This window comes from Candidatus Delongbacteria bacterium, from assembly GCA_020634015.1.
Taxonomy (GTDB): domain Bacteria; phylum CAIWAD01; class CAIWAD01; order CAIWAD01; family CAIWAD01; genus JACKCN01.
Genome location: JACKCN010000001.1, coordinates 45,001 through 68,906 on the forward strand (window position 1 = coordinate 45,001; position 23,906 = coordinate 68,906).

Below are 23,906 nucleotides of genomic sequence, written 5' to 3' on the forward strand. Positions count from 1 at the left end.
AAGGAGGTGCGCAGGTTGAATCCGGCCTTGACCGACTCCTGCATCACATGAGGTGTGCCCGGGTCGCCCAGGACGCGCGTGATTCGCGCAATCAGGGCACCGGAGCGTCCGTCGGTTCCGGGCAGCAGTTCGGCGCGCACCACCTTGCCGTCTTCCGCTTCGGGTGGAACCTCGCCGGTCACGGTGATGTTGCCTCCGAATCGGGCACTCTCGGGAATCAGCAACCAGTTGCGGCTGTACCGCACCAAGGTGCCGATGACGTGAGTCATCCGCCGTTCAAGCAGCTTGACGATGCGCCCTTCGGGGCCCGGCCCGCGCCTCGAGGGATGAATCTCGATTTCCACGCGGTCGTCCTGCAGGTAACGCCCCAACCCATTGCGGGGAATGAAGACCCGCGGGCTGCCGTCATCTGGATGCACATGTCCGAAGCCTGAGGGTGAAATCGTGAGCGTGCCCGTGTTGCGCGCCAGCCCACGCGACCAGCACCAGCGCCGCAGCTCGTCCCGGCGCAGGGTGCCTGCATCCAGCAGTTCGCCCAGCATGGTGCGGAACTCAGGATAGGGCAGGGGCCGTCCCACCAGATTGTAGAGCGAGCGGGACTTGAAGCCCCGCCGTGACTGTTTCAACAGGTCGAAGATCGCCTCGCGTGCCAGGCGACGTGCCCGGGTGGCTGGATCTTCCGCGGTGGGCGCCGCTGTGCCGCCGGGCCTGCCCGGGGACTTGCCCACCAGACGTCCGCCCCGGCGCCGGTTCTTCTCGGGCCCTGTGAAACGGCGGCTCATGAGCGCCTCCCGAAGAATATCCGCTCGCGCCCCGCCAGGTCATTGATGATCATGGATTCCACCAGTACTTCCTTGAACAGCCCCAGAATCGCCGCTCCCTGCCCGTGGCCGATTTCCAGACAGCAGCGCCCCCCGGGAACCAGCAGTCGCGGGAGCAGTTCGGCAATGCGCCGATAGAATTGAAGACCGGCGGGGTCTTCGGCATACAGCGCCATCTCAGGTTCATGGGACAGTTCGGGCTGCAGACGCCCACGCTCGAGGGAAGAGACGTACGGCGGATTTGCTACAACCACCTGCCAGGATCCTTCGGGAACATCCTCAAGAATGTCCAGCTTCAGCAGTTCCAGTCCTTCCAGCAGTCCCAGTCGCTGCGCGTTCTCGTGACACAGCGCAAGAGCGTCGGCGCTCCGGTCCAGGGCCGTCACCCGGGATCCGGGCAATTCCTTGAGCAGGCTGAGGGCAATGCTGCCCGAACCGGTACCGATGTCCAGCATGCGCCTTCCCGGGAGTGGTCCCAGTGCGCGTTCCGCCTGCAGCAGGTACTCCACCACTTCCTCGGTCTCGGTGCGTGGAATCAGTGCGCGGGAGTCAACCTTCAGGTCGAGCATGCGAAAGGGTTGGGTGCCCAGCAGGTACTGGAGCGGCTCGCGCATTCCGCGACGGCGGAGCAGCTCGCGAAAGCTGGCGCGCTCTTCGGGGTTGAGCGGGCGGTCGTGATCCAGATACAGGTCCAGCCGGCTGCAGGACAGGCAGTGGGCCAGCAATTCCTCGGCATCACGGCGCGGGGATGGCACACCCCGCCGTTCGAGCCAGGGCTGGGCCGCCTGCAGTACTGACAGAAGAGTCCAGCTTGGATCCTGGACCGGATTCACATCACTCATGTTCCAGGCCGGCCTGCTCCATCCGCTCGCTCACATCGGCCAGGCGCAGGGCTTCCAGCAGGGGCTGGATTCCACCTTCCATGACCGAGTCGAGGCGATGCAGGGTCAGATTGATGCGATGATCGGTCACCCGGTTCTGGGGAAAATTGTAGGTGCGGATCTTGGCACTGCGATCTCCGGACCCCACCTGGCTGCGCCGCACGCTGTCCTGCTTCTCCTTCTCCTCGCGGAGCTTGAGGTCCAGCAGCCGACTGCGCAGCACCTTCATCGCCTTTTCCTTGTTCTTGATCTGGCTCTTCTCGTCCTGGCAGGTCACGATCATGCCTGTGGGCAGATGCGTGAGACGCACGGCCGAATCGGTGGTGTTCACGCTCTGGCCGCCGGGTCCGCTGGAACGGTAGACATCCACGCGCACCTCGCGTGCATCGATGTGCATGTCAACCTCTTCGGCCTCGGGCAGCACGGCCACGCTGGCCGCCGATGTGTGCACACGCCCCTGGCTTTCGGTGGACGGCACGCGCTGAACGCGATGCACGCCGCCCTCGTACTTCAGGGTGCCGAAGGCTTCCTCGCCCTTGACCGCGATGGTGATTTCCTTGTAACCACCCATCACGCCCTCGCTGGTGGTGAGCACCTCCAGTTTCCAGCGCATCAACTCGGCGTAACGCTGGTACATCCGGCAAAGATCCCCGGCGAAAAGCGCGGCCTCATCGCCTCCGGCGCCGGCGCGGATTTCGAGCAGACAATTGCGCGAGTCGGCCGGATCACGGGGCAGCAGCAGCAGCTTCAGTTCCTGTGTCGCCGTCTCCAGTGCCTCTTCGGCTTCTTCCTTCTGCATCACGGCCATGTCCAGCAGGTCCTGGTCCCGTTCGCTCTCCAGCACCTGGCGCGCCTCTTCGAGCGAGCCCGATGCTTCCCGGTAGCGCTTGCCCGCCTCGACGATGTGCCCCAGCCGCTTGTGTTCGCGACTGTGCTCCATGGTCCTGACCGGGTCCGCCAGCACCTCGGGGGAGCCGAGCAGCTCGGACAGCTCGTTGAAGCGTCTCTCGACCTGCTTGATCTTGTCCAGCATGGGAGTGTCCTTCACGCACCACGCACGGATTGCGCGGGCATTGGGCTTTGCTTCGAGTACGGAGTCGAAGCGGTGATGTCGGCCAAGCAAAAAGGGCCCTGCGCATGAAGCGAAGGCCCTTTGGATGGTTCAGACCAGTGGGCGGACCACCTGCCCCGGCGAGACCGCGCGGGAAAGGGAGCTAGTCCTTCTTGTACTTCTTGAAGAAGCGGTCGACACGGCCGGTGGTGTACACCTGCTTCTGCTTGCCGGTGTAGAAGGGATGGCACTGGTCGCACATCTCCACATTCATGTCGCCCTGGGTGGTCTTGGATTCCCAGTTGTTCCCACAGGCGCAATGGATCTTGGCCACGTCGTATTTCGGATGGATGGCTGCCTTCGGCATGGTTCTCTCCTGATGTTTCGAACCGCCCAATAAACGGTTCCTCTTTCACAGTGTCAAGATGGCCTTCAGGGGACCTCGTTCAGTTCTTCATCATGATTTCGAAGAACTCGAGGTTGTTGCGCGTCAGGCGCATCTTTTCCAGCAGGAACTTCATCACTTCGGTGGAACTCTTCTCGGCCTGCAGGTTGCGCAGGATCCAGATCTTGTTCATGGTCTTCTCGTCCAGCAGCAGGTCTTCCTTGCGCGTACCGGACTTGTTGATGTCGATCGCCGGGTAGATGCGGCTGTTGGACAGGTTGCGATCCAGCACCAGCTCCATGTTGCCCGTGCCCTTGAATTCCTCGAAGATCACCTCGTCCATGCGGGATCCGGTCTCGATCAGCGCGGTGGCCAGAATCGTCAGGCTGCCCCCGCCTTCGATGTTCCGCGCCGCGCCGAAGAATTTCTTGGGTTCGTAGAGCGCCACGGCGTCGACACCACCGGACAGGATGCGCCCGGAGTGGGGCACCACGGCGTTGTAGGCGCGCGCCAGACGCGTGATCGAGTCCAGCAGGATCACCACGTCGGTGCCGAATTCGACCAGACGCTTGGCCTTCTCGATGACCATGCTGGCCACCTGGATGTGGCGGTCGGGCTTTTCGTCGAAGGTGGAGCTGATCACTTCGGCGTCGATGTTGCGCTGCATGTCCGTCACTTCTTCGGGACGCTCGTCGATCAGCAGCACGATCAGGGCGATCTCGGGATGATTGGTCGTGATCGAGTTGGCGATCTTCTGCAGCAGGATCGTCTTGCCCGTACGCGGCGGCGCCACGATCAGCCCGCGCTGGCCCATGCCGATGGGCGTGAACAGATCCAGGATGCGCATGCTGATTTCCTTGGGCTCACGCTCAAGCTTGATCTTGCGCTCGGGGTACAGCGGGGTCAGGTTGTCGAAGAGCATCTTGTCCCGGGCTTCGTCCGGGTCGCAGTAATTCACCGCCTGCACCTTGAGCAGGGCGAAGAAGCGCTCGTTCTCCTTGGGAGGGCGGATCTGGCCGCTGACCACATGGCCCTTGCGCAACCCGAAGCGCTTGATCTGGGAAGGAGACACATAGATGTCTTCGGGACCGGGCAGGTAGTTGGAGGCATCGCTGCGCAGGAACCCATATCCGTCGGGCAGGATCTCGAGCACGCCCTTGGCGAAGATGTTGCCCTCGCGCTGGGCCTGGGCTTCGAGGATCTTGAAGATCAGGTCCGACTTCGACAAGCCGGAAGGATTGTCGATCTCCAGCCCCTTGGCCAGCTCGAAGAGCTCGCGGATCGGCTTCTTCTCAAGTTCGGAGATGTTCATCTCGGGACCGGCGGGACTCTGGGGCATCGGGGCGCCTTCGCCCGATCCGCCTCCCACTCCCTCGGGAATCACCAGATTCAGCGCGGCCTGCTCCAGTTCGTCCTGGATATCGAAGGGAATGCCTTCGGGCATGCCGTTGCTCTCGGCACGCTGGGGCCTGGGCGGGCGGCGTTCACCGGAAGCCTTGCCGGCAACGGCGCGGGAAGTGCCGACCAACCGGCGGGCGGGGCGCTTGGGATTTCCCGGGGCGCCGGGTTTCTGTTCGTCCATCTCGCTCTCCGAATTCCATGTGCACCACGGCGCCCTGCCGTGGATGATCGCTGAGAACAGCAGCCAGTCTGATGTGTGTGCCCCGGTCACCCGGATGCAGGTTGATCGATGGCCCTCAGGCCCGGGAGACGATCAGACCCAGACCTGGGTGATCTGGACGGGATTGCCATCCAGGTCGTGAAACGTGCAATGCCGGCGGCTGCCCACTTCTCCGACGATCTCGCCTTCGAAGCGCACCCCGCGTGACTCGAGCGCGGCCCGGGTCTGCAGGATGTCATCCACCTCGAGCACCGGGCAGGCTCCGCCTCCGCGCGGGACCTCGCCACCCAGTTTCCAGACGGTCAGGCCCAGATCCACTCCGGGAGCCCCCGTATCGAAACCGGCCCAGCCGGCCTTCTCGTCGAGAAAGACCAGTTTCAGCCGGACCTTTTCCTGATAGAACTGCACGCTTTCACGCAGGTCCTTGACATAGAACCAGAGCATGCTCATCTGCTTGAAGCCTTCGAGGGTCTTCGGTGCTTTCATCGAAAGTCCCAGTCGTTGATGGGGTTGTCTGCCCGTTCCTCGCCGATGGTGGTCAGCTCGCCATGGCCGGGAAGAAGCATGGTGTCGTCTGGAAGGGTGAAAAGGCGCTCGAGGATCGATCGCTTCAACACCCCTGAATCGCCTCCGGGCAGATCCGTGCGTCCGAAACTGCCACGGAAGATCAGGTCGCCACAGAAGACGGACAGGCGCTCGCCTTCGCGCCAGCTCAGGCAGATCCCGCCGGGAGAATGGCCGGGAGTTTCAAACACCCGCAATCCCGCACTGCCGAAGGGAATCCATTGTCCTTCAACCAGCTCTCCGGACAGGGGCGGTGCTGGGTCGACCTTCAGCCCGTACATGGCCGCGATGGGAACAAGGTGCTCGTAGAGATCCTGCTCCGCGGGATGCAGGAAAATCGGCACACCAAATCGTTGCACCAGCGCACCACAGCCTCCGATGTGATCCAGATGGGCGTGAGTCAGCAGGATCATCTCCGGCTGCAGGCCTTCTTCGCCGATCAGCTCCAGCAGAGGTTCCGGATCCAGACCCGGGTCCACCACGACGCACTTGCCGCTTGCCCTGAGGGCCAGCAGCCAGCAGTTGGTCTCGAACGCACCCAGACTCAGGGAATGCAGCACGAGCTCATCATGAGCGAATGCCCTCTCCGGGACAGGTATGGACAATGGGGAACTCCGGTTCACTGTGGATGCAGGAGGAGCTGGGCGGCACAGCCACGACCGGAAGGAGGTTCAACCCCGGAGCGGCAAGGCGAATATAGAGCATTTCACTCAATTGCCAACGGCTTCCAGGCGTGTGTCTGAATCCCTCCCGCGACCATGGCGGCCCGTCGCCTTCACACCGGCAGGCGCAGATCGTCGGACTGTGCCCTTCGGCGGTTGTGCTCCTGGGCATCGATCACGGTCACCGCCGTCAGGTTCACGATGTCTTCCACGCTGGCATTGCGCTGCACGATGGTCACTGGATGCTGGTTGTTGAGCAGGATCGGTCCCACGGCCACCGCGTCGGTCAGTTTCAGCAGCAGCTTGTAGGCAATGTTGGCCGACGACAGGTCGGGCATCACCAGCACATTGGCCTCGTCATTCAGCCGGTTGAAGGCGAAGGTGCCGTTCAGCACCTCACGGTCCAGGGCCGTGTCGGCCTGCATTTCGCCATCCACGGGAAAATCGGTGCCCTGTTCGTGCAGCAGGCGCACGGCCTCGCGCGCCTTCTCCACCGCCCGGTTGTGGCGCACGCTGCCGAAGTTCGAGAAGCCCAGCAGCGCCACCCGGGGTTCGATGTTGAACAACCGGGCGATGCGCGCCGTGCCCCGCGCGATGGCCGCCAGTTCGGCCGCACTGGGATCGGCGTTGACCGTGCAGTCCGCCAGGAACAGCACACGGTCCTTGAAGATCAGCAGGTAGATGCCCGCCGCCAGCGGAGGTTCCGTGGCGCTACCCGGCTCGTACAGCAGCTCCATCACGGGTTTGAGGCTTTTCGGGTAATGCTTGTCGGCGCCACAGACCAGGCCATCGGCCACCCCCGAGCGCACCAGCATGCTGCCCAGCAGCACCTCGTTGTGATTCAGTTCGGAGAGCGCGTTTTCCAGGGTCATGCCCTTGCGATTGCGCAGCTCGTGCAACGTGCCCTGCAGTTCCTTGTTCCAGCGATTGCGATGCGGGTCCACCAGCTCGATGCCACTCAGGTCCAGATCGATGCTGGCGGCACGTTCGCGAATGAGTTCCGGGTCGCCGATCAGCATCGGAATGGCCAGGCCCTGGGCGATCACGGTCTTCACCGCGCGCAGCACGCGCAGGTTCTCGCCTTCGGCGTAGACCAGCTTGGCGGGCTGGACACTGGCGCGCTGGTGCACCATGCGCAGCAGTTCCATGTGATGCCCCAGCCTGCGCTCAAGCTCGAGCACATACTGGGCTTCCCAGGCGTCCACATCGTCGACCTGAATCCGGGACACGCCGCTCTCGATCGCGGCGCGTGCCACGGCCGAGGCCACGGTCAGCATCACGCGCGGGTCAAAGGGCTTGGGAATGATGTAGGTACGCCCGAAGGAGAGTGCTTCGTCGCCATAGGCCTTCAGCACGGATTCGGGCACATCCTCGCGAGCCAGATTGGCGATCGCGCGCGCCGCGGCGACCTTCATCGCTTCGTTGATCTCGCGCGCCCGCACATCCAGCGCCCCGCGGAAGATGAAGGGAAAGCCGAGCACATTGTTGACCTGGTTGGGATAGTCGCTGCGTCCCGTGGCCATGATCACATCGTCGCGGCTGGCCACGGCTTCGGGATAGCTGATCTCGGGGTCGGGATTGGCCAGTGCGAACACGATCGGGTCGCGGTTCATGCTGCGCAGCATCTCGGGAGTCACCGCCCCCTTGACCGACAGGCCGAGGAACATGTCGGCCCCCACGATCGCCTCTTCAAGAGTGCGGCAGGGAGTGTCGCGCGCGAATTCGGCCTTGTGCGGGGGAAGCTTCTCGCGGCCACTGTGGATCACGCCCTTGCTGTCGCACATGATCAGGTTTTCTGGCAGGATTCCCACTTCCAGGTAGAGCTTGGAACAGGCCACCCCCGCGGCGCCCGCGCCATTCACCACCACCTTCATCTCGGACATCGTCTTGCCGGTGAGGGTCAGGGCGTTCAGCAGCGCGGCCGTCGAGATGATCGCGGTGCCGTGCTGGTCGTCGTGGAACACGGGAATGTCGAGCATGGCCCGCAGCCGGGTTTCGATCTCGAAACACTCGGGCGCCTTGATGTCTTCCAGATTGATTCCGCCGAAGGAAGGCGCGATCATCTTCACCGCACGGATGATCTCCTCGGTGTCGGTGCTGTCCAGCTCGATGTCGTAGACATCCACGTCGGCGAAGCGCTTGAAGAGCACGGCCTTGCCTTCCATGACCGGCTTGGAGGCCAGCGCGCCCAGATCGCCCAGGCCCAGCACGGCCGTGCCGTTGGAGACCACGGCCACCAGATTGCTCTTGTTGGTGTAGGTGTACACCGCGTCGGGATCCTTGAAGATCTCGCGGCAGGGCTCGGCGACACCCGGGGAATAGGCCAGCGACAGATCATACTGGGTGGCACAGGGCTTGTGGGGCACGGTAGACAATTTGCCGACCCGTGGCCGCGAGTGATACTCGAGGGCTTCCTCGCGCGTGATGCTCATGGGGGACTCCGGAATGGGGGCCGGACGGGGAGGTTCAGGCGGAATGGGCTTCCAGCACCGTCCAGACTTTGCGTGAGACGAAAATGTCAAAGAGGTCCGCATCCACCTTGCCATCCTTGATCTCGAAGCCCAGGATGTCCAGGGCTTTCTGATGAGGCACGGCACGCTTGTAGGGGCGGTCGTTGGCGGTGAGCGCGTCGTAGATGTCGGAGATGGTCATCATCCGGCTGCCCACGGGAATGTCGGCGGCGGCCAGACCACGCGGGTAGCCTCTGCCGTTGAGATACTCGTGGTGGGCGGCGGCGATCTCGGGCACCCGGGCCAGCTCCTGGGTCCAGGGAATGCGGCGCAGGAACTCCCAGGTGTGCAGCACGTGGCTTTCGATGTCCTTGCGATCCTCGACGGTCAGGGTGCCCCGCGGAATCTTCAGGACCTGAAGCTCTTCGCTGTCCAGCAGCGGCCGTGTGTTGCCATCGGGGTCCAGATAGGTGTAATGGTGGATCGCCTCCAGCGTCGAGGGCGCATCCTCGGCCAGCACGCTGGGCTCGTTGGCCTTGCAGACCATCTCGTACCAGCCATCCAGTTTCTCGAGGGTGTGAGCCAGCTCGCGGTCCAGTTCGGCGAATCGCGTGATGGCCTTCTCGCCTTCTTCGCGAATCAATTGCAGCTTGCGCTCGGCGAAACGGGCTTCGGTATCACGACGCAGCCAATGGAAGCGGGTCTGGATCGAGATGAACTGGCGATCGTAGAGCTTGCGGGCCTTCACCAGCACTTCCTCGCGCACGCCCACCTTGCCGAAGTCGTGCAACAGACTGGCATAGCGGATCTCGCGCAGATGCTCGCTCTCGAAGCGCTGGCCTGCATAGGGGCCTTCGCTGGCCGTGTCCACGGTTTCGGCCAGACGCACCGTCATTGCCGCCACGCGGAAGCTGTGTCCGCTGGTGGTCGGGTCGCGGGATTCGATCGCGGTGACACTGGCCTCGACCAGCCCCTCCAGCAGCCGATTGATGCTGTCGTAGAGATGGCTGTTCTCGATGGCCACGGCCGCCTCGCCCGCGATGGCCATGATGAAGTCCTTGTGATTCTCCATGAAGGGAATCACCAGGCGCTCGAAGTCAGCCGGTCCACCTATCAACGCGTCGCCGATGGACTTGCGGTTGATCAGCTGGATCACACCCAGAATGCGGTCCTTGTGGTCCACCATGGGCACCACCAGCATGCTGCCGGTGCGGTAGCCGGTCTTCTCGTCGAAGGTGCGGGTGAAGGAGTATTCCAGGTCAGGTGAGAGCGCATACACATCGTTCAAGAGCAGCGGAATGCCCGTGCAGGCCACATATCCGGCGATGCTCTTGGTGGTCATGGGCATCACGAATTCGCCGTAGTTGGCGCTGATGCTCTTGTTCTCGGTGATCTTGAAGCGCAGCTGCTTGGCGCCGTCGGCCTCTTCCACCAGATAGATCGAGCCCGCGTCGGCGTCGGTGAGGGCCATGCTCTGCTCGAGCATCAGGCGCAGCAGCTTGTTGAGGTCACGCTCGGCCGTCAGGGCCTTGCCGATGGCGTTGATCTTCTCGAAGTCGTCGTTGAACTGGTAAAGCTTGCTCTCCAGCAGCGAGAGGGTGCGTCCACGTTCCAGACTGTTGAGAGCACTGCGCACGGCAATGAAGACTTCGCCGGCCTGGGCATCCTCGCGCAGGGCGGCATTCACCACGAAATCCATCAGGCCCGCAGTGCCCCAGTCCTCGTAATTGCCCAGGTAGACCACCTTGAGATGCAGCGGATTGAAGCGTGCGAGCACCCCGCGGGCCACTTCAGCATTGGCCAGCAGGCGCTTGTCGCAAAGCAGCACGGTGGGGGCTTCGGGTACGGGAAGCAGGTCCAGCGGGTCCTCGAAACGGCGGAGTTCGCACTCCCAGGGAGCAAGTCGACCGGCCAGAGTTTCCGCGGGAAAGGGGCAAAGGATGTCGAGACAGGTTTTCAACCGGAGTGCTTTCGCTGGTGGCCCATGGCGAACAAGCTGTGGAAACAGGCGGGCAATGTAGGTCTGCGCGCCAAAAATAGCCACGGGGGAATCCTTCCCCCCAGTTCTTGCCCCCCTGGCCTGGCTTGCCAGCTGCGCCTTGTCCGCTGGCCTCTGGGCTTCATATCGTCAGGATTGGACTTTTGCTTTGGCCGAACAATCCTCGTTCCCCCACGAGGTCCGTCACTCCCCATGAAGCTGGGCGGCCGGCATCGCGACACTGAGTGGAGACACCACATATGAAACTCTCTCGCCGTAGCCCGGATGAAGCCACATTCTCGTTCCTGAACAACATGTGTTCGGCGCAATCCGGGGATAGTGGTCGCCGCTCTCACCGGACTTCTAGAACCCTCCACCGGTCTTGTCCTTTCGCCGTCAGCCTGTGACTGTCAGGGGTACCGTGATGCTCCTCGGCCCCGTGATCGACCTCCCGTGACGCATCGTTTTCCACCTCACATTCCCCGGATTTCGCCGGATAGTCAGATAACAAGATCACGTGTGTGGGGCTGCATCGGGCTACGACGTCTCGCGGTGGGTGATGTGGCGGCGCACCCACGCATCCGCCCGTGGATTCCCCACGGGCTATGATGTGTGATGCCCCATTCGGGGCTTGGCAGGCAGCGCCTGTGTGCCGAGGCGACGCCATGATCCCTTCCCTCGCGCAGCGGGGGAAGGCCCGCCGACAGGCGGGATGGGATGGGGGCATGGGGTGGCCGGTGTAACCGTTCGGGATTCCCGCTTGCGCGGGAATGACATGCTTGGGGGGCGCCACTCTGGGTGACCTGCTTCGCATGGAAGACGGATTGGGACCGATGCCACACGCCTCTGATCAATCCCCTTCCACAGCGGTGACGCCGGTGGCGGAACCATCGAGACGGAACGGTCGGGCATTCACGTGGGCCGCCGCGCTTGCTCGCCGGACCGCGCAGCGGGCCAAGTTTGCGCGGCGCGAGGCCTGCGAAGAGGGTCTTTCTTTGGCTCCACCTTGCTTTGGACCCGTCCAAAGAAAGGTGGAAAATGATGCATCACGGGAGGCCGTCCCGGGCCGAGGAAGGTTACGGAAGATCTCCTTGAGGAAACGGCCGGTCTCACTGCCCTTGGTGGCGGCCACCGTCTCGGGAGTACCCTGGGCGATGATCGTCCCGCCGCGTTCGCCGCCCTCGGGCCCCAGATCGATGATCCAGTCCGCCGTCTTGATCACATCGAGATTGTGCTCGATCACAACGACAGTGTTGCCCGCCTCCACCAGCGCATTGAGCACCTTCAGCAGCAGCTGGATGTCCGCGAAATGCAGGCCCGTGGTCGGCTCGTCCAGAATGTAGATCGTGCGCCCCGTGGGCCGCTTGCTGAGTTCGGTCGAGAGTTTGACTCGCTGGGCTTCGCCACCGGAAAGAGTCGTTGCCTGCTGCCCCAGATGGATGTAGCTCAACCCCACTTCCATCAGCGTGTTGAGCTTGCGGTGAATGCGCGGAATGGGACCGAAGAACTCGCAGGCCTCCTCCACCGTCATTTCCAGGGCTTCGGCGATGCTGCGGCCCTTGTAGTGCACTTCCAGGGTTTCGCTGTTGTAGCGCCGGCCCTTGCAGAGTTCGCAGGGCACGTAGACATCGGCCAGGAAGTGCATCTCGATCTTGATGATGCCGTCGCCGCTGCAGGCCTCGCAGCGTCCGCCCTTGACATTGAAGCTGAAACGGCCCGGGGCGTAACCACGCACCTTGCTCCGGGCAGGGCGGCGAAGAGGTCGCGGATCATGGTGAACACGCCCGTGTAGGTTGCCGGGTTGCTGCGCGGGGTGCGCCCGATGGGGCTCTGGTCAATGGTGATCACCTTGTCCAGGTGTTCCAGCCCGCGCACACGGCCGTGAGGGGCGGGCAGCACGCGGGCGCCGTTCAGTTCGCGGGCCAGCAGCATGTTGAGCGTGGCGTTGATGGCCGTGCTCTTGCCGCTGCCGGAGACGCCCGTGACACAGGTGAAGGTGCCAGAGGATCTCCAGCCTGATGTCCTTGAGATTGTTGCCCTTCAGCCCTTCCACCACCAGCTTCTGGCCGTTGCCCGGGCGGCGTATGGCGGGCACGGCAATCAGATTCTCGTCGCGCAGGTAGTCGCCCGTGACACTGCTGCGGGCTTTCATCAACTGCTTGGGCGTGCCCTGGAACACCAGTTCGCCGCCGTGGATGCCCGCGCCGGGGCCCAGGTCGATCACCTGGTCGGCACGCAGGATGGTGTCGCGATCGTGTTCCACCACGATCACCGTGTTGCCCAGGTCGCGCAGGTGCTCGAGGGTTTCGATCAGCTTCTCGTTGTCGCGCTGGTGCAGGCCGATGGAGGGCTCGTCCAGCACGTACATCACTCCCATCAGCTGGCTGCCGATCTGGGTCGCCAGCCGGATGCGCTGGGCCTCGCCGCCGGAGAGCGTGCCCGCGTTGCGGCCCATGCTCAGGTAGTCCAGGCCCACATTCACCAGAAAGCCCAGCCGCCCCTGCACTTCCTTCAGAATGGGTGCGGCGATGGTCAGGTCATTGCCGGTCAGTTCCAGGTTCTGGAAGAACTGTTCCGCGTCACGGATGGACAGCTCACACAGTTCGATGATGTTGCGTCCGCCCACGGTCACGGCCAGCGCGCTGGGCTTGAGCCGTCTCCCGCCACAGGTGGCACAGGGGCGCGAACTCATGAAGCGTTCGATCCATTCGCGGATGCCCGGACTCTGGGTCTGACGGTAGCGGCGTTCCAGGTTGGGAATGATGCCTTCCCAGCGACTGAAGTATTCCCAATTGCCCTTGCCGCCCGAATGGCTGCCGCTGAACTTGAGTTCGTCCTTGCTGCCGTAGAGGATCACCTGCTGATGGGCCGGCTTGAGCTTCTTCCAGGGTGTGTTCAGCTTGAAGCCCACCTTGCGGCCCACGGTCTCGATGGCGCGCAGGGGCCAGGTCTCGCCGTGGTTGGTGCCGTCGCCCATGGTGCCGATCGCGCCGCTCTCCAGGCTCAGCTCGGGGGCCACCACCACCAGTTCCGGATCGATCACACGGTTGTGCCCCAGTCCCGTGCAGTCCGGGCAGGCCCCGAAAGGGCTGTTGAAACTGAACACGCGCGGGGCCAGCTCCTCGATGCCCACTCCGTGTTCGGGGCAGGCGAAATGCTGGCTGAAGAGCAGTTCGCGTGTCTCGGCCCCGGGGCTGTCCAGGATCACCCGGCAAAGCCCGGCGGCCAGTCCCAGCGCGGTTTCCACCGACTCGAAGAGCCGACCACGAATCTCCGGCTTGAGGATCAGACGGTCCACCACCACATCGATGTCGTGCTTGTAGGTCTTGCGCAGACCTTCGGCGACCTCGTCCAGCTCCTTCATCTCGCCGTCCACTCGCAGGCGCACGAATCCGGCCTTGCGGATGTGGGCGAAGAGGTCCTTGAACTCGCCCTTGCGCCCGCGCACCATGGGTGCCAGCACCTGCAGCTTGCTGCCCGCGGGCTCGTTCAGGATCTGGCTGACGATCTCCTCGGGGCTGGACTTCTCGATGGGGCGTCCACACTCAGTACAGTGGGGGCGGCCGATGTTGCCGTAGAGCAGGCGCAGGTAATCGTAGATCTCGGTGACCGTGCCCACCGTGGAACGCGGATTGTTGTGGCGCGTCTTCTGCTCGATGGAAATCGCCGGGCTGAGACCTTCGATGGAATCCACATCGGGCTTCTCCATCAGGCCCAGGAACTGGCGCGCATAGGCCGAGAGACTTTCCACATAGCGCCGCTGGCCTTCGGCGTAGAGCGTGTCGAAGGCCAGACTGGACTTGCCGCTGCCGGGGCCCGTGATCACCACCAGCCTGTTGCGCGGGATACGCAGGTCCAGGTCCTTGAGATTGTGTTCCCGCGCGCCGCGGATGTGAATATGACTGGGTTCCATGAGTCTTCCTGTTCGTCTTGAGTGGCCTTCCGCGGAGGGAAGTCAGGGGCCTCTGCTCGGCGTTCGGGCCCCAAAGGCCGCAAGGTCGCGCACGGGTGGGACATTGGGCTCAGCCCAGCAGGCTCAGCACCAGTTCGTCCAGCAGCACCCAGTTCTCCGGTCGCAGTACCAGACGCTCCCCGTTGCAGTGCTGGAAGCGTCTCCGGTGCAGGCGGGCCCGGGCCCAGATGCCGTCCGCGGTCAGCGCGCCAAAGCGGCCAACCAGAACCCGGCGTTCCAGCCCCTGGCGCCAGCGCAGCCCCAGGTAGACCGCCTCCAGCAGTGCCGCGTCACGATCCGGACGATCCGCTTCGGCGGGGTGGGCTGGCCCGCGTCCACCGCATCATTGAAGAGTCGCAGGTTGGGCAGCCGGTTCAGACGCAGCCCCCAGGGGCTCGGCCTGCCCCGTGAGAATCGTCGCCCGTTGCGGATTCAGCCAGGCGCTCGCCCCCGGGGCCCACGGCCAGACAGTCGCGCAGCTCCCAGTAGCCCCGGTTGTGACGACTTTCCTGCCCCGCGCGGCAGAAGCTCGACACTTCGTAGTGCTGGTAACCGGCCGTGCGCAACTCCTTTGACAACAGACGGAAGAGGCGCGCGCTGTGATCGCCGTCCAGAGGTGTGACCCGTCCCTGACGGCGACGCAGATCCAGTCGGGTGCCCGCCTCGTAGCCCAGTCCGTAGGCGCTGATGTGCGGCGGATCCAGCGCCCGCAGCGCCGCGATCTCGCGCCGCAGGGCGGTCGCGGTCTGACCCGGCAGTTGGTAGATCAGGTCCAGACTCAGGTTCGTCAGTCCGGCCGCCCGCAACCGCTGCAGTCCGCGCTGCAGATCGCCCAGGTCGTGTTCCCGGTCCAGAAAAGCCAGGGCGCCCGGGTCGGCGCTCTGGGCGCCCAGACTGGCGCGCGTGATACCGGCGGCCACCAGGCTTCCGGCCAGCTTGTCCGTGATGTGCTCGGGATTCAGCTCCACCGTGATCTCGGCCCCGGGCAGCAGGCGCTCGGTCAGCGGACCAGGTCCCAGCAGCTGGCGAAAGAACTCCGGCGGCAGCAGGCTGGGGGTTCCCCCGCCCAGGTACACACTGTGGATCGCCCCCTCACTCCATGCCGGGCTGGCAAGCTGACGCGCCAGATCCGCGCGCAGTCGCTCTCCACCCAGGCGCAACACCTCGGGATCGCGGGTGACCCCGGCGTAGAAATCGCAGTAACCGCAGCGCCGACTGCACCAGGGCACATGGATGTAGACTCCGAAGGAGTCGCTCGGCGGCATGATCGTCTCCCGGCGCTGCAGCATGCGTGTGTGTCAGTCGCTCAGTCCAAATCCCACGGCCCCCACCACGCGGATCGCGCCCACCGGGCAGACCGGCACGCAGAGGCCGCAGCCCACGCAAAGCTCGGCGTGAATCCTGGCCCGGGCTCCGTGTGCGCCCGCGGCTCCTTCGGCCCGGATGCAGTCGGTCACCGGGCAGGCCGGCAGGCAGTCGCCACAGCCGGTGCAGGCTTCGTTGACCGTGAACCAGGGGCGGTGGGCGATCCGGTCGCTGAAGACGCTGCTGGGACAGAGCCCCACCAGGGGCACCAGATTGGCGCTGCGGCTGTAATCCAGCACGCGCCGCTGGCCATCCACGAGCAGCAGGCCCGGCTCGACGAAGGCGTTCTCGACGCAGCGGCCGCTGGAGGCACAGCCACTGTGGCAGTGTTCCCGGCGGCGCTCGACCGGTTCATCGCTGGCGCAGGTCACGGCCACCTGGGCGTCCGCGGGAATCAGCGAGAGGATCTGGCGCGGGCAGGCGGGCAGGCAGTCGCCGCAGCCCGTGCAGCGGCTGGCCTGGATCACGGGCAGCCCGTTCACGACCCGGATCGCGTTCTCCGGACAGGCGTCCACGCAATCGCCGGCTCCCAGACAGGCCCAGTTGCAGTCGCGCTCGCCCCCGTACTGCAGCTGCAGGTCCAGACAACTCTCGCGGCGCACCGATTCAAAGGTCCGCAGGTTCTGGTCCTCGCGCGAACGGCAGTTGACCACCGCACTCAGCTCACTGCCATAGCCGTGTGTCTCGTCGCGCTCTCCGCTCCAGGCCACCCGGCCGCGAATGCGCCATTCGGGATGCGCCAGAGGCTGACGGCCCGAGAGCTCCACATGGCCCGTGTGACGCAGGAAACGCGACAGCAGCAGGGTGACTCCCGCCAGACAGAGCAACAGCAGCAGTTCCAGGCTCATCCCAGTCCTCCTCCGCTGCGCAGATGATTCAGGGTCATCAGCAGGACCAGCAGCAACAACAGACTGCCCAGGCGAAAGGGCAGGCCTTCGATGGATCCCGGGGCGCGGTTGAGTCTGAAGCGTTCCTGTGCTCCGGTGAGCACGAACACCAGAGCCAGCACGAGCAGCAGCATGAGACCCAGGGCGATGGCTCGTCCCAGTGGCCCGGCCGGCAGATCGATCACGGGAGCCAGCAGCGGGCGTGCCAGCAGGGGCAGCCAGAGCAAGCCCGGCAGCGCCACGAACAGTTCCAGTTGTTCCCGGTCGGCACCGCCCAGCAGCAGCTTGAGCAGCAGCAGCCCGGGCAGGGTCGCCAGCAGGGCACAGGACAGCCTCAGGGCCAGCAGCAGGTCGCCCGTGTGCTCCAGAGGAAAGAACACGGCCGGCAACATGGCCAGGGCACAGGCGGGCAGGATCGCCCAGCTGCGCTGGAAGGCGCTGAAGTGATGCTGGCGCACCAGCAGCGGTGCCGCCAGCAGACCAAAGAGCACGACCAGCGGGGTGCCCGTGTCAAAGAGGGTGCTCATTCCACCTCCCGGGCCACCCGGCGAGCCCGCCGGCGCAGCCAGAGCTGGATCACACCCAGCAGCACCAGCAATCCCACCGTGCGGGGCAGGCCGGCCAGCCCGGGCGGCAGAGCTCCCGGCAGACGCTCGAGCGCGCCCAGAGCCCAGAGTCCGATCAGAGGCACAGGCAGCAGGAAAGTGGCGCGCACGCTCCAGCTGCGACGCTCCTCGTCACGCAGAGTGCAGACCTGCTGCAGGTAGAGGAATGCGCCCGTGTGCACGGCCAGCAGCAGACTGAGTTCCAGTACCGGAAGTCCGGCACGGATGCCTGTCACCCTCAGCAACCAGGCCACGCCGGCTGCCTGAAAGGGCACACCGGCCAGCAGCAGCAGGCTGAGCCAGGTGCCTCGCGCCTGTGAGAAGCGATAGGGCCAGGCGGGCGCCGCCAGCACCAGGCAATTGAGCGGCAGCAGCACCAGCAGCAGCAACCAGATCACACCATCGGCCCCCAGGCAGATCGCGGGCCCCAGGCAGGCCGTATACAGGGCCGCTTCGAAGGGCGTGATCGTGCGGGCGGCAAAGGGGCGCTCCGGGTCAGTGGATTCTGGCCCGGTTCCCATTGCAATGCGTGCGGTTGTTCCACGGGAGCGCTGAAAGAGCGTCTCATCGGCGGGGCCCTCGCGGCAGAGTCGACTGGTTCAGCCAGGGCACCAGAGCACTGGCGGCCAGAGTGGCCAGCACAAGCCCCGCTTCGCCCAGATGCAAGGCCGGTACGGCCAGCAGCAGGCTGCCCAGCAGCAGGCCGTGTGACAGGCGTCCCCGGGCGGTCAGAGGTGTATGCACGCTCTCGGCGGCTCCAAACACCAGCAGGGGAAGCAGAAAACTGCCGCTGCACCAGAGACTGAAGGCGGGCCAGTGCGCCAGACCCGACGCGTTCACCAGCAGGACTCCAGTGCCGAAGACGGCCAGGGCCGTGACCGGGACTTTCCAGTCGATCACACGGCGTGTCACCAGCAGCACTCCCCCCGGCAGCAGGGCCAGCAGGCTGGCCGCACCCAGTGTGCCCGGGTGCAGGTTCCAGACGAAATCCAGCACCCCACCACTGCTCAGCCGTTCCTGGAGCTGCGCCAGGCGGCTGAGGGTCAGGGGCACGTCCACGGGTGGGTTGACCAGCCCGTGCTCGGTGCTCGCTTCCAGCTCGGCCAGGGCCTGCCAGGCTTGCTGCAATTGTGTCTTCAGGGTGACCGGCACCGAGGCGGGCAGACTGAACCAGCCCTTCTCAAGCCACCAGAGCGGTGTCAGCAGTCCGCCCCCCGGTTGGGCCACCAGATCCAGCAGAAGGCGCGCGAAGAGCGCCGGATGCATGGCGGCGCGCCCATACCCCCCAAAGAGCTGCTCGGCCAGAAAGGCGCCCAGGCCACCGGCCAGCATGACCTGGCTCCAGTGCAGGTCTGGCGGCAACAACAGCGCAAAGACCAACCCGCCCAGCAGGGCGTGTCCGTCCAGGGTGCGCTGGCGATTGCCGGCCACGGCCTTGGTGAAGGCCTCCGCCAGCAGGAAGGACGCCGCCGCCACTCCCGCGGTGCGCAGGGCGGGCAGGCCGTAGAGCCCGAAGGCTACCAGCAGCAGGGGCGCCAGCGCCAGCATGGACTGGCCGTGCAGGGCCGAAAGGCGGGACCGTGTGCGCAGCAGAGGCATCGGGGCCAGACGGAACACGGGGCGTGCCTCAGACATGGCGCACCTCGCGCAGCTGCTGCAGTCCTTTGCGCAGACTGTGTCCCAGATGGATGTGGCTGGGGCAGACATAACTGCACACACCGCAGAGCAGGCAGTGCTCCAGCCCCATCCCGCGGGCCTCGTGCAGGCGCTGCTCTTCGATCAGATGCACCAGGCGGGGCGGGGCCAGGCTGCGCGGACAGGCTTCCAGACAGCGCCCGCAGGTGTTGCAGGCGTCCTCACGCAGGCGCGGCAATTCCTCCGGGTTGGCGGTCACCAGCGCCCGCAGGGGCGGACAGAGGGGCGAGTCCGTGTCACGCAGCAACTTGCCGTCCAGAGCTCCACCCGCGAATGCCGCGCTCGGTGGCCCCTCGGGAAAGAGCTCCTGCCAGGGCAGACCGCTGGGCAGTTCGACCAGCTCGCCGTTTCCGGCCAGGTCCGAGACGGACAGCAGAAAATGATCGGCGGGGCCCACCGTGAGCCGCCGTTCCAGCAGCAGCAGGCGGTCCAGATCGAGCACGAGCACTCCCTGACCGGCCAGCAGGCGCGTGGGATCCAGTGTGCGGGACGGATTGACCAGCCGTGTGGCACGCTCGGCCAGCAGGCGGGGATGGGCACCGGGATGGCTGTTGTCCAGCTGGATCCGGGTCAGGCTGATACCGGGCTTGAGCGCGGCCACCAGAGCTTCGGCCGCCTTGCGCTGGGGAGCACGGTGCGCCAGATGCAGATGCTGGAAACGAGCACGTTCCAGCACCAGGTCCAGCGCGCACGAGAGTGCCTTTCCGCGGGCCAGTTCTTCCAGTCGGGCCATCAGGGTCCAGTGCCCCAGTTCGGTCTCGGCGGCGTTGAGAATCAGGATCGCACCGGCAGGCAGGATTGCCAGCTCGTGATCCAGAGGAATCCCGTCCAGATTCTCGAGTCCCTGGGCCGACAGGGCCAACCCGGCCGAGAGCGGCTGCTCATCTTCCTGCTCGACCTGAAGCACGGCGCAGGGCAGCAGGCAACCATCGCCCACTCTGCGGTTCTCGACGGCCAGGATCCGCCCGGACGCCGGTGCCAGTCGCACGCGGGACAGCAGTCCACAGGGTTCGCTCAGCGGCTCGCCGGCACTCACCCGTTGGCCGGCCACCACCAATGGCCGAGCCTCATCGTAGCGGTAGCCGCGCAGAGGCAGGACTCGCACACCGGTACCCTGCAGCTCGCGCCGGGGCGGAACCGCCCTGGGGCACCAGTCGGGTGGCAGAATGCCTTCCTTGAGGTGGAAACGGCGCATCAGTGCCCAGCCTTCGGGAAAGGGGACTCAGGAGGAAGAGGGCAGATGGCGGGAGAGCACACACTGAGTCCGCTGGGACATCTCGGATCACGCCGGAGAGTTTGCATTGAATCCATCACGGCACACTTTCGTCTGTCCGGCGGGACACGTGGAGTCTGGAATCCGATTGGCTGGGTGCTTGAAACACCCGGTCAGCGAAACCGGGTGTCCCTGGAGAGGTTCAGGCACCACCCTGGGGCAAACTTTCCCGCAGAGTGTGCAATTCGTTCAGGAATCCTTCGGCATCCTGGAAACGCCGGTAGACACTGGCGAAGCGGATGTAGGCCACCTCATCGAAGGCCAGCAGGCGATCCAGCACGATGCGCCCCAGGCGCTGGCTCTCGATCTCGCCGCTGGCCGCGGCGCCGGCCTGCACCACCCGCTCGACCGAATCGATCAGCTCGTCCACCTGGGCCTCGCCATAGCCGCGCTTGTGCAGCGCCTGCAGAATGCCGCGCCGCAACTTGGCCCGGCTGTAGACTTCGCGGCGTCCATCCGACTTGATGACCGTGAGCTGCGCACCCTCCACATATTCGTAGGTGGTGAAGCGGGCCTGGCAGACACTGCACTCGCGCCGACGCCGGATGGCGCTGTGATCGCCCAGCGGTCGGCTGTCGATCACGGTGTCCTTGTTCTGGCCGCAGGATGGGCATTTCATTCACTCACCTCCGCGCCGACGCTTCGGCGCGACCTCAGTTTTCGCGATACAGGGAAAGGCCCGGGCCAGTTCGCGCACGTCAGCGAGCACGGCGGCCAGGGTCCCGGGGTCCTTCGCGCCTTTCAGCGCCCGGTCGATGAAACCGGCGATGGTGCGCATGGCGTCGGCATCCATGCCACGGGTCGAGAGGGCCGCGGTACCGATGCGGATGCCGCTGGTGATCATCGGGCTGCGGCTGTCGAAGGGCACCATGTTCTTGTTGACCGTGATACCTGCCGCCTCGAGCGCGTTCTCGGCGGCCTTGCCGCTGAGCCCGTCGCTGCCCAGATCCACCAGCAGCAGGTGGTTGTCGGTGCCCCCACTGACCAGGCGGTAGCCTTTCTCGACCAGGCTCTGGCCCAGCACGCGGGCATTTTCCTTGACCCGACGGATGTAGACCTTGAACTCGGGTTGCAGACATTCGCCCAGCGCCACGGCCTTGGCCGCGATCACGTGCATCAGCGGTCCGCCCTGGATGCCGGGCATGACCACTCCATCGATGATTTCGCTCTGCTGCATCATCCGGCCACTCTTGGCGGCCACCTTGCCGTGCACGTTGTCGCCATCCTTGCCCATCAGAATCATGCCGCCACGGGGGCCGCGCAGGGTCTTGTGAGTCGTGGTGGCCACCACGTGGGCATGGGGCAGCGGACTGGGATGCTCGTCGGCGGCCACCAGGCCCGCGATGTGCGCCATGTCCACGAACAACCAGGCACCGATCTCGTCGGCAATGGCCCGGAAGCGCGCGAAATCGATCTCGCGCGGGTAGGCCGAAGCACCCGCCACGATCAGTTTCGGTCGGTGTTCCTTCGCGGCGGCTTCCACCGTATCGAAATCGATGCGCCCGGTCCCGGCGTTCACGCCATAGGAGACGAAGTTGTAGAGCTTGCCCGAGAAGTTGACCGGGCTGCCGTGGGTCAGGTGACCGCCGTGGGCCAGATTCATGCCCAGCACGGTATCACCGGGCTGGATGTAGCTCATGTAGACCGCCATGTTCGCCTGGCTGCCCGAGTGCGGCTGCACGTTGGCGTACTCGCACTGGAAGAGCTGGCAGGCGCGCTCGCGGGCCAGGTTCTCGACCTCGTCCACATGTTCGCAACCGCCGTAATAACGTTTGCCCGGATAGCCTTCGGCATACTTGTTGGTCATCACACCGCCCTGGGCCTGCATCACGGCCCGGGAAGTGAAGTTCTCGCTGGCGATCATTTCCAGGCGTTCTTCCTGGCGGGCCAGCTCCTGATTGATGATGCGCGCCACATCGGGATCGCGCCGGGTCAGTTCGTCCATGGGGCCTTTCCTGGTCTCCGGGCCGCTCAGCAGCCGGTGAGTCCGTGCAGTTTTTCCAGTCGGCGGGTGTGACGGCCGCCCTCGAAGGATGTGTCCAGCCAGGTCGCCAGAATGCGCAGGTTCTCTTCCACGCTGCGCATGCGTCCCGCGAGAGCCAGGCAGTTGGAGTCGTTGTGCAGACGGCTCAGCCGGGCCGATTCCACTTCAAGACACAGGGCACAGCGCACACCCTTGAGCTTGTTGGCACAGATCGAGGCGCCAATGCCGGAACCGCAGAGCACGACGGCCAAGTGGACTTCGCCATGCGACAGCGCCCGCGCGCAGGGCACGATGCTGTCGGGGTAATCCATGGCCACGGGTTCGTGGGCCCCGAAATCACGGACCTGGAATCCACGATCCATCAGGGCCTGGATCACCGCCAGTCGGGCTTCGTGGGCGGCGTGGTCGGCGGCCACTCCGATCACGGGAGTCAGGGAGTCGAGGCTCATTCCAGCAACCAGCCGTAGCAAGGGTGCCCGTCCAGAGTCTTGCCCTGGTTGAGGAAACGGTCGCCCTTGGTGGGCAGCACCGGCTCGAGTGCATCACGCCGGTTGCGGGCCTGAGCCTTGGCCCCGGGGTCGGTGACCTGGCTGTAGTAGTTGGCGGCCAGTTCGTAGGCCAGCTTGTCATAGAACTTGAGCGGTCCGTCGGAGCACTCGTCCACGCTGGCTTCGGCCACCTGGGCCAGCAGGATCAGGCCCTTGCCGCCGGGAGCCTTGGCCCGGGCCTTGCTGCCCCAGCTGCGCGCGACCTTGAGCTGGCGCAGTTCGAGATACAGATTGCCGATGCGGACCATCGTGTCCTCGTCGCCTCCCTTGAGCGTGTCCAGGGTCTTGAGCGCGGAGATGGCGCCGTTGATGTCATCCAGTTCGATCAGGCAGTCGGCCAGACTCTTGAAGACCTGCTCGTTCTCGGGCTGCTCCTGGCTGAGGCCTTCCAGCAGGACGCGTGCCTTCTGGTAGGTCTCGGTGCTGGCGAAATCCACATAGGCCCGGGCCAGTTCCAGCCGGGCGCGAGTATTGGTGGGGTCTGCGGCGACCTGCTCCTCGAGTGAGACGATGATGTCACCCGTGCTGAAGTTGCGCTTGGTGATCCGGGTCTTCTCTTCCAGATAGGATGTCTCGTCGGGATTGAGCGCGATCAGGGTGTCAGCACGTCCAGCACGGCCTTCCAGTCCTCGGCCTCTCCGCTGTCCGAGGCCTTGGCCGCGAGCATGGTCTTGATCGACTTCCACGAGTTCTCGTCGTCGGGCTTCAGCTTCACGGCTTCGCGGTACTCGGCCAGAGCCTTGGCATCCATGTTGGCGTTCTCGTAAAGCCTGGCCAACGACACGCGCTCGTAATGTTCCTCAGGGCGCTTGGAAACGGCCAGTTCCATCACCAGCAGGGCCGAGTCGGGCATGGACAGCTGACTGTAACACAGCGACCAGTACTTGAGGTGGGCCGCCTTTTCCAGGTCCTGGTCCAGACTGAAGACCTTGGTATAGTTGTTGGCCGCATCACGGTAGGCGCCTTGTTTCTTGTACTCGGTGGCGAAGCTCAGCGCCATGTCGCGCTCCTGCTCCCGGGCGGCCTTTTCCGCGGCGTTGAGTTCCTTCTTGGTGGGCTCGGTGTCCACCGGAGTCTGGTAGGCGGAATTGCAGGCGGCCAGCAGAAAGGCCAGCGCAAGTGACAGAAAAACCTTGTTCATTGGAAAAGCACCTTCAATTGACAGATGAGAAGCTTGATCACCG

Annotated in this window: 20 protein-coding genes and 1 pseudogene (1 of these 21 running past the window's edge); all 21 read right to left on the reverse strand. The window is 64.8% G+C overall.

Annotated elements, in window-relative coordinates; all coding sequences use genetic code 11:
• Window positions 1-782, reverse strand: partial view of a ribonuclease R gene (gene rnr / locus H6678_00195; GenBank protein MCB9472211.1) — the beginning only. 1,468 nt of this gene lie to the left of the window's left edge; only the first 782 of its 2,250 coding nucleotides appear in the window; its start codon is at window positions 780-782; its stop codon lies off the left edge, out of view.
• A complete protein-coding gene (prmC, locus tag H6678_00200; protein MCB9472212.1) occupies window positions 779-1,663 on the reverse strand; it encodes a peptide chain release factor N(5)-glutamine methyltransferase in 885 nt (294 codons plus the stop codon). The genes rnr and prmC overlap by 4 nt, the downstream gene beginning before the upstream one ends.
• The gene (gene prfA / locus H6678_00205; protein MCB9472213.1) at window positions 1,656-2,735 is read right to left on the reverse strand and encodes a peptide chain release factor 1; all 1,080 of its coding nucleotides are present in this window, start codon (window positions 2,733-2,735) and stop codon (window positions 1,656-1,658) included. The genes prmC and prfA overlap by 8 nt, the downstream gene beginning before the upstream one ends.
• Before the next feature lie 181 nt (window positions 2,736-2,916).
• On the reverse strand, window positions 2,917-3,120 hold the full coding sequence (gene rpmE / locus H6678_00210; protein ID MCB9472214.1) for a 50S ribosomal protein L31: 204 nt from the start codon (window positions 3,118-3,120) through the stop codon (window positions 2,917-2,919).
• A gap of 79 nt (window positions 3,121-3,199) precedes the next feature.
• On the reverse strand, window positions 3,200-4,450 hold the full coding sequence (gene rho / locus H6678_00215; protein ID MCB9472215.1) for a transcription termination factor Rho: 1,251 nt from the start codon (window positions 4,448-4,450) through the stop codon (window positions 3,200-3,202).
• A 402-nt stretch (window positions 4,451-4,852) separates the two neighbouring features.
• Window positions 4,853-5,245: a VOC family protein gene (locus H6678_00220; protein MCB9472216.1), complete on the reverse strand. Its 393-nt coding sequence runs from the start codon at window positions 5,243-5,245 to the stop codon at window positions 4,853-4,855.
• The gene (locus H6678_00225) at window positions 5,242-5,883 is read right to left on the reverse strand and encodes an MBL fold metallo-hydrolase (GenBank protein MCB9472217.1); all 642 of its coding nucleotides are present in this window, start codon (window positions 5,881-5,883) and stop codon (window positions 5,242-5,244) included. Before H6678_00225 ends, H6678_00220 begins: the two co-directional genes overlap by 4 nt.
• 215 nt (window positions 5,884-6,098) lie before the next feature.
• A complete protein-coding gene (locus H6678_00230) occupies window positions 6,099-8,417 on the reverse strand; it encodes an NADP-dependent malic enzyme (protein MCB9472218.1) in 2,319 nt (772 codons plus the stop codon).
• Window positions 8,418-8,451: 34 nt separating this feature from the next.
• Complete coding sequence (locus H6678_00235; GenBank protein ID MCB9472219.1) at window positions 8,452-10,395, reverse strand: GAF domain-containing protein; 1,944 nt, start codon at window positions 10,393-10,395, stop codon at window positions 8,452-8,454.
• A gap of 868 nt (window positions 10,396-11,263) precedes the next feature.
• Window positions 11,264-14,326: pseudogene (gene uvrA / locus H6678_00240) on the reverse strand (excinuclease ABC subunit UvrA).
• Between the two features lie 413 nt (window positions 14,327-14,739).
• Entirely contained in the window at window positions 14,740-15,630 is an 891-nt protein-coding gene (locus H6678_00245) for a coproporphyrinogen III oxidase family protein (GenBank protein MCB9472220.1), read from the reverse strand.
• Between the two features lie 33 nt (window positions 15,631-15,663).
• Complete coding sequence (locus tag H6678_00250; GenBank protein ID MCB9472221.1) at window positions 15,664-16,578, reverse strand: 4Fe-4S binding protein; 915 nt, start codon at window positions 16,576-16,578, stop codon at window positions 15,664-15,666.
• Window positions 16,575-17,144, reverse strand: a complete 570-nt coding sequence (locus tag H6678_00255) for a hypothetical protein (protein ID MCB9472222.1) — start codon at window positions 17,142-17,144, stop codon at window positions 16,575-16,577. The genes H6678_00250 and H6678_00255 overlap by 4 nt, the downstream gene beginning before the upstream one ends.
• A complete protein-coding gene (locus H6678_00260; protein MCB9472223.1) occupies window positions 17,141-17,743 on the reverse strand; it encodes a hypothetical protein in 603 nt (200 codons plus the stop codon). Before H6678_00260 ends, H6678_00255 begins: the two co-directional genes overlap by 4 nt.
• 43 nt (window positions 17,744-17,786) lie before the next feature.
• Window positions 17,787-18,857 carry an RnfABCDGE type electron transport complex subunit D gene (locus H6678_00265; GenBank protein ID MCB9472224.1) on the reverse strand — a complete coding sequence of 357 codons (1,071 nt, stop codon included), beginning with the start codon at window positions 18,855-18,857 and terminating at the stop codon, window positions 17,787-17,789.
• On the reverse strand, window positions 18,850-20,112 hold the full coding sequence (locus H6678_00270; protein ID MCB9472225.1) for a 4Fe-4S dicluster domain-containing protein: 1,263 nt from the start codon (window positions 20,110-20,112) through the stop codon (window positions 18,850-18,852). Before H6678_00270 ends, H6678_00265 begins: the two co-directional genes overlap by 8 nt.
• A gap of 220 nt (window positions 20,113-20,332) precedes the next feature.
• Window positions 20,333-20,809: a transcriptional repressor NrdR gene (gene nrdR, locus H6678_00275; GenBank protein MCB9472226.1), complete on the reverse strand. Its 477-nt coding sequence runs from the start codon at window positions 20,807-20,809 to the stop codon at window positions 20,333-20,335.
• The gene (locus H6678_00280) at window positions 20,810-22,135 is read right to left on the reverse strand and encodes a serine hydroxymethyltransferase (protein ID MCB9472227.1); all 1,326 of its coding nucleotides are present in this window, start codon (window positions 22,133-22,135) and stop codon (window positions 20,810-20,812) included.
• Between the two features lie 26 nt (window positions 22,136-22,161).
• Window positions 22,162-22,623 (reverse strand): RpiB/LacA/LacB family sugar-phosphate isomerase, encoded by a 462-nt coding sequence (locus tag H6678_00285; GenBank protein MCB9472228.1) that lies wholly within the window; start codon window positions 22,621-22,623, stop codon window positions 22,162-22,164.
• Window positions 22,620-23,408, reverse strand: a complete 789-nt coding sequence (locus H6678_00290; GenBank protein MCB9472229.1) for a tetratricopeptide repeat protein — start codon at window positions 23,406-23,408, stop codon at window positions 22,620-22,622. The genes H6678_00285 and H6678_00290 overlap by 4 nt, the downstream gene beginning before the upstream one ends.
• On the reverse strand, window positions 23,315-23,863 hold the full coding sequence (locus tag H6678_00295) for a hypothetical protein (protein ID MCB9472230.1): 549 nt from the start codon (window positions 23,861-23,863) through the stop codon (window positions 23,315-23,317). The genes H6678_00290 and H6678_00295 overlap by 94 nt, the downstream gene beginning before the upstream one ends.
• Window positions 23,864-23,906 lie beyond the last annotated feature (43 nt).

Bases quoted from the DNA above. Each gene is read 5' to 3' on its own strand.
- H6678_00245 (MCB9472220.1), bottom strand. From the start codon at position 15,630: ATGCCGCCGAGCGACTCCTTCGGAGTCTACATCCATGTGCCCTGGTGC.
- H6678_00270 (MCB9472225.1), bottom strand. From the start codon at position 20,112: ATGCGCCGTTTCCACCTCAAGGAAGGCATTCTGCCACCCGACTGGTGC.
- prmC (MCB9472212.1), bottom strand. From the start codon at position 1,663: ATGAGTGATGTGAATCCGGTCCAGGATCCAAGCTGGACTCTTCTGTCA.
- rpmE (MCB9472214.1), bottom strand. From the start codon at position 3,120: ATGCCGAAGGCAGCCATCCATCCGAAATACGACGTGGCCAAGATCCAT.
- H6678_00250 (MCB9472221.1), bottom strand. From the start codon at position 16,578: ATGAGCCTGGAACTGCTGCTGTTGCTCTGTCTGGCGGGAGTCACCCTG.
- prfA (MCB9472213.1), bottom strand. From the start codon at position 2,735: ATGCTGGACAAGATCAAGCAGGTCGAGAGACGCTTCAACGAGCTGTCC.
- H6678_00285 (MCB9472228.1), bottom strand. From the start codon at position 22,623: ATGAGCCTCGACTCCCTGACTCCCGTGATCGGAGTGGCCGCCGACCAC.
- H6678_00265 (MCB9472224.1), bottom strand. From the start codon at position 18,857: ATGTCTGAGGCACGCCCCGTGTTCCGTCTGGCCCCGATGCCTCTGCTG.
- H6678_00295 (MCB9472230.1), bottom strand. From the start codon at position 23,863: ATGAACAAGGTTTTTCTGTCACTTGCGCTGGCCTTTCTGCTGGCCGCC.
- H6678_00260 (MCB9472223.1), bottom strand. From the start codon at position 17,743: ATGGGAACCGGGCCAGAATCCACTGACCCGGAGCGCCCCTTTGCCGCC.
- nrdR (MCB9472226.1), bottom strand. From the start codon at position 20,809: ATGAAATGCCCATCCTGCGGCCAGAACAAGGACACCGTGATCGACAGC.
- rho (MCB9472215.1), bottom strand. From the start codon at position 4,450: ATGAACATCTCCGAACTTGAGAAGAAGCCGATCCGCGAGCTCTTCGAG.
- H6678_00220 (MCB9472216.1), bottom strand. From the start codon at position 5,245: ATGAAAGCACCGAAGACCCTCGAAGGCTTCAAGCAGATGAGCATGCTC.
- H6678_00280 (MCB9472227.1), bottom strand. From the start codon at position 22,135: ATGGACGAACTGACCCGGCGCGATCCCGATGTGGCGCGCATCATCAAT.
- H6678_00255 (MCB9472222.1), bottom strand. From the start codon at position 17,144: ATGAGCACCCTCTTTGACACGGGCACCCCGCTGGTCGTGCTCTTTGGT.
- H6678_00230 (MCB9472218.1), bottom strand. From the start codon at position 8,417: ATGAGCATCACGCGCGAGGAAGCCCTCGAGTATCACTCGCGGCCACGG.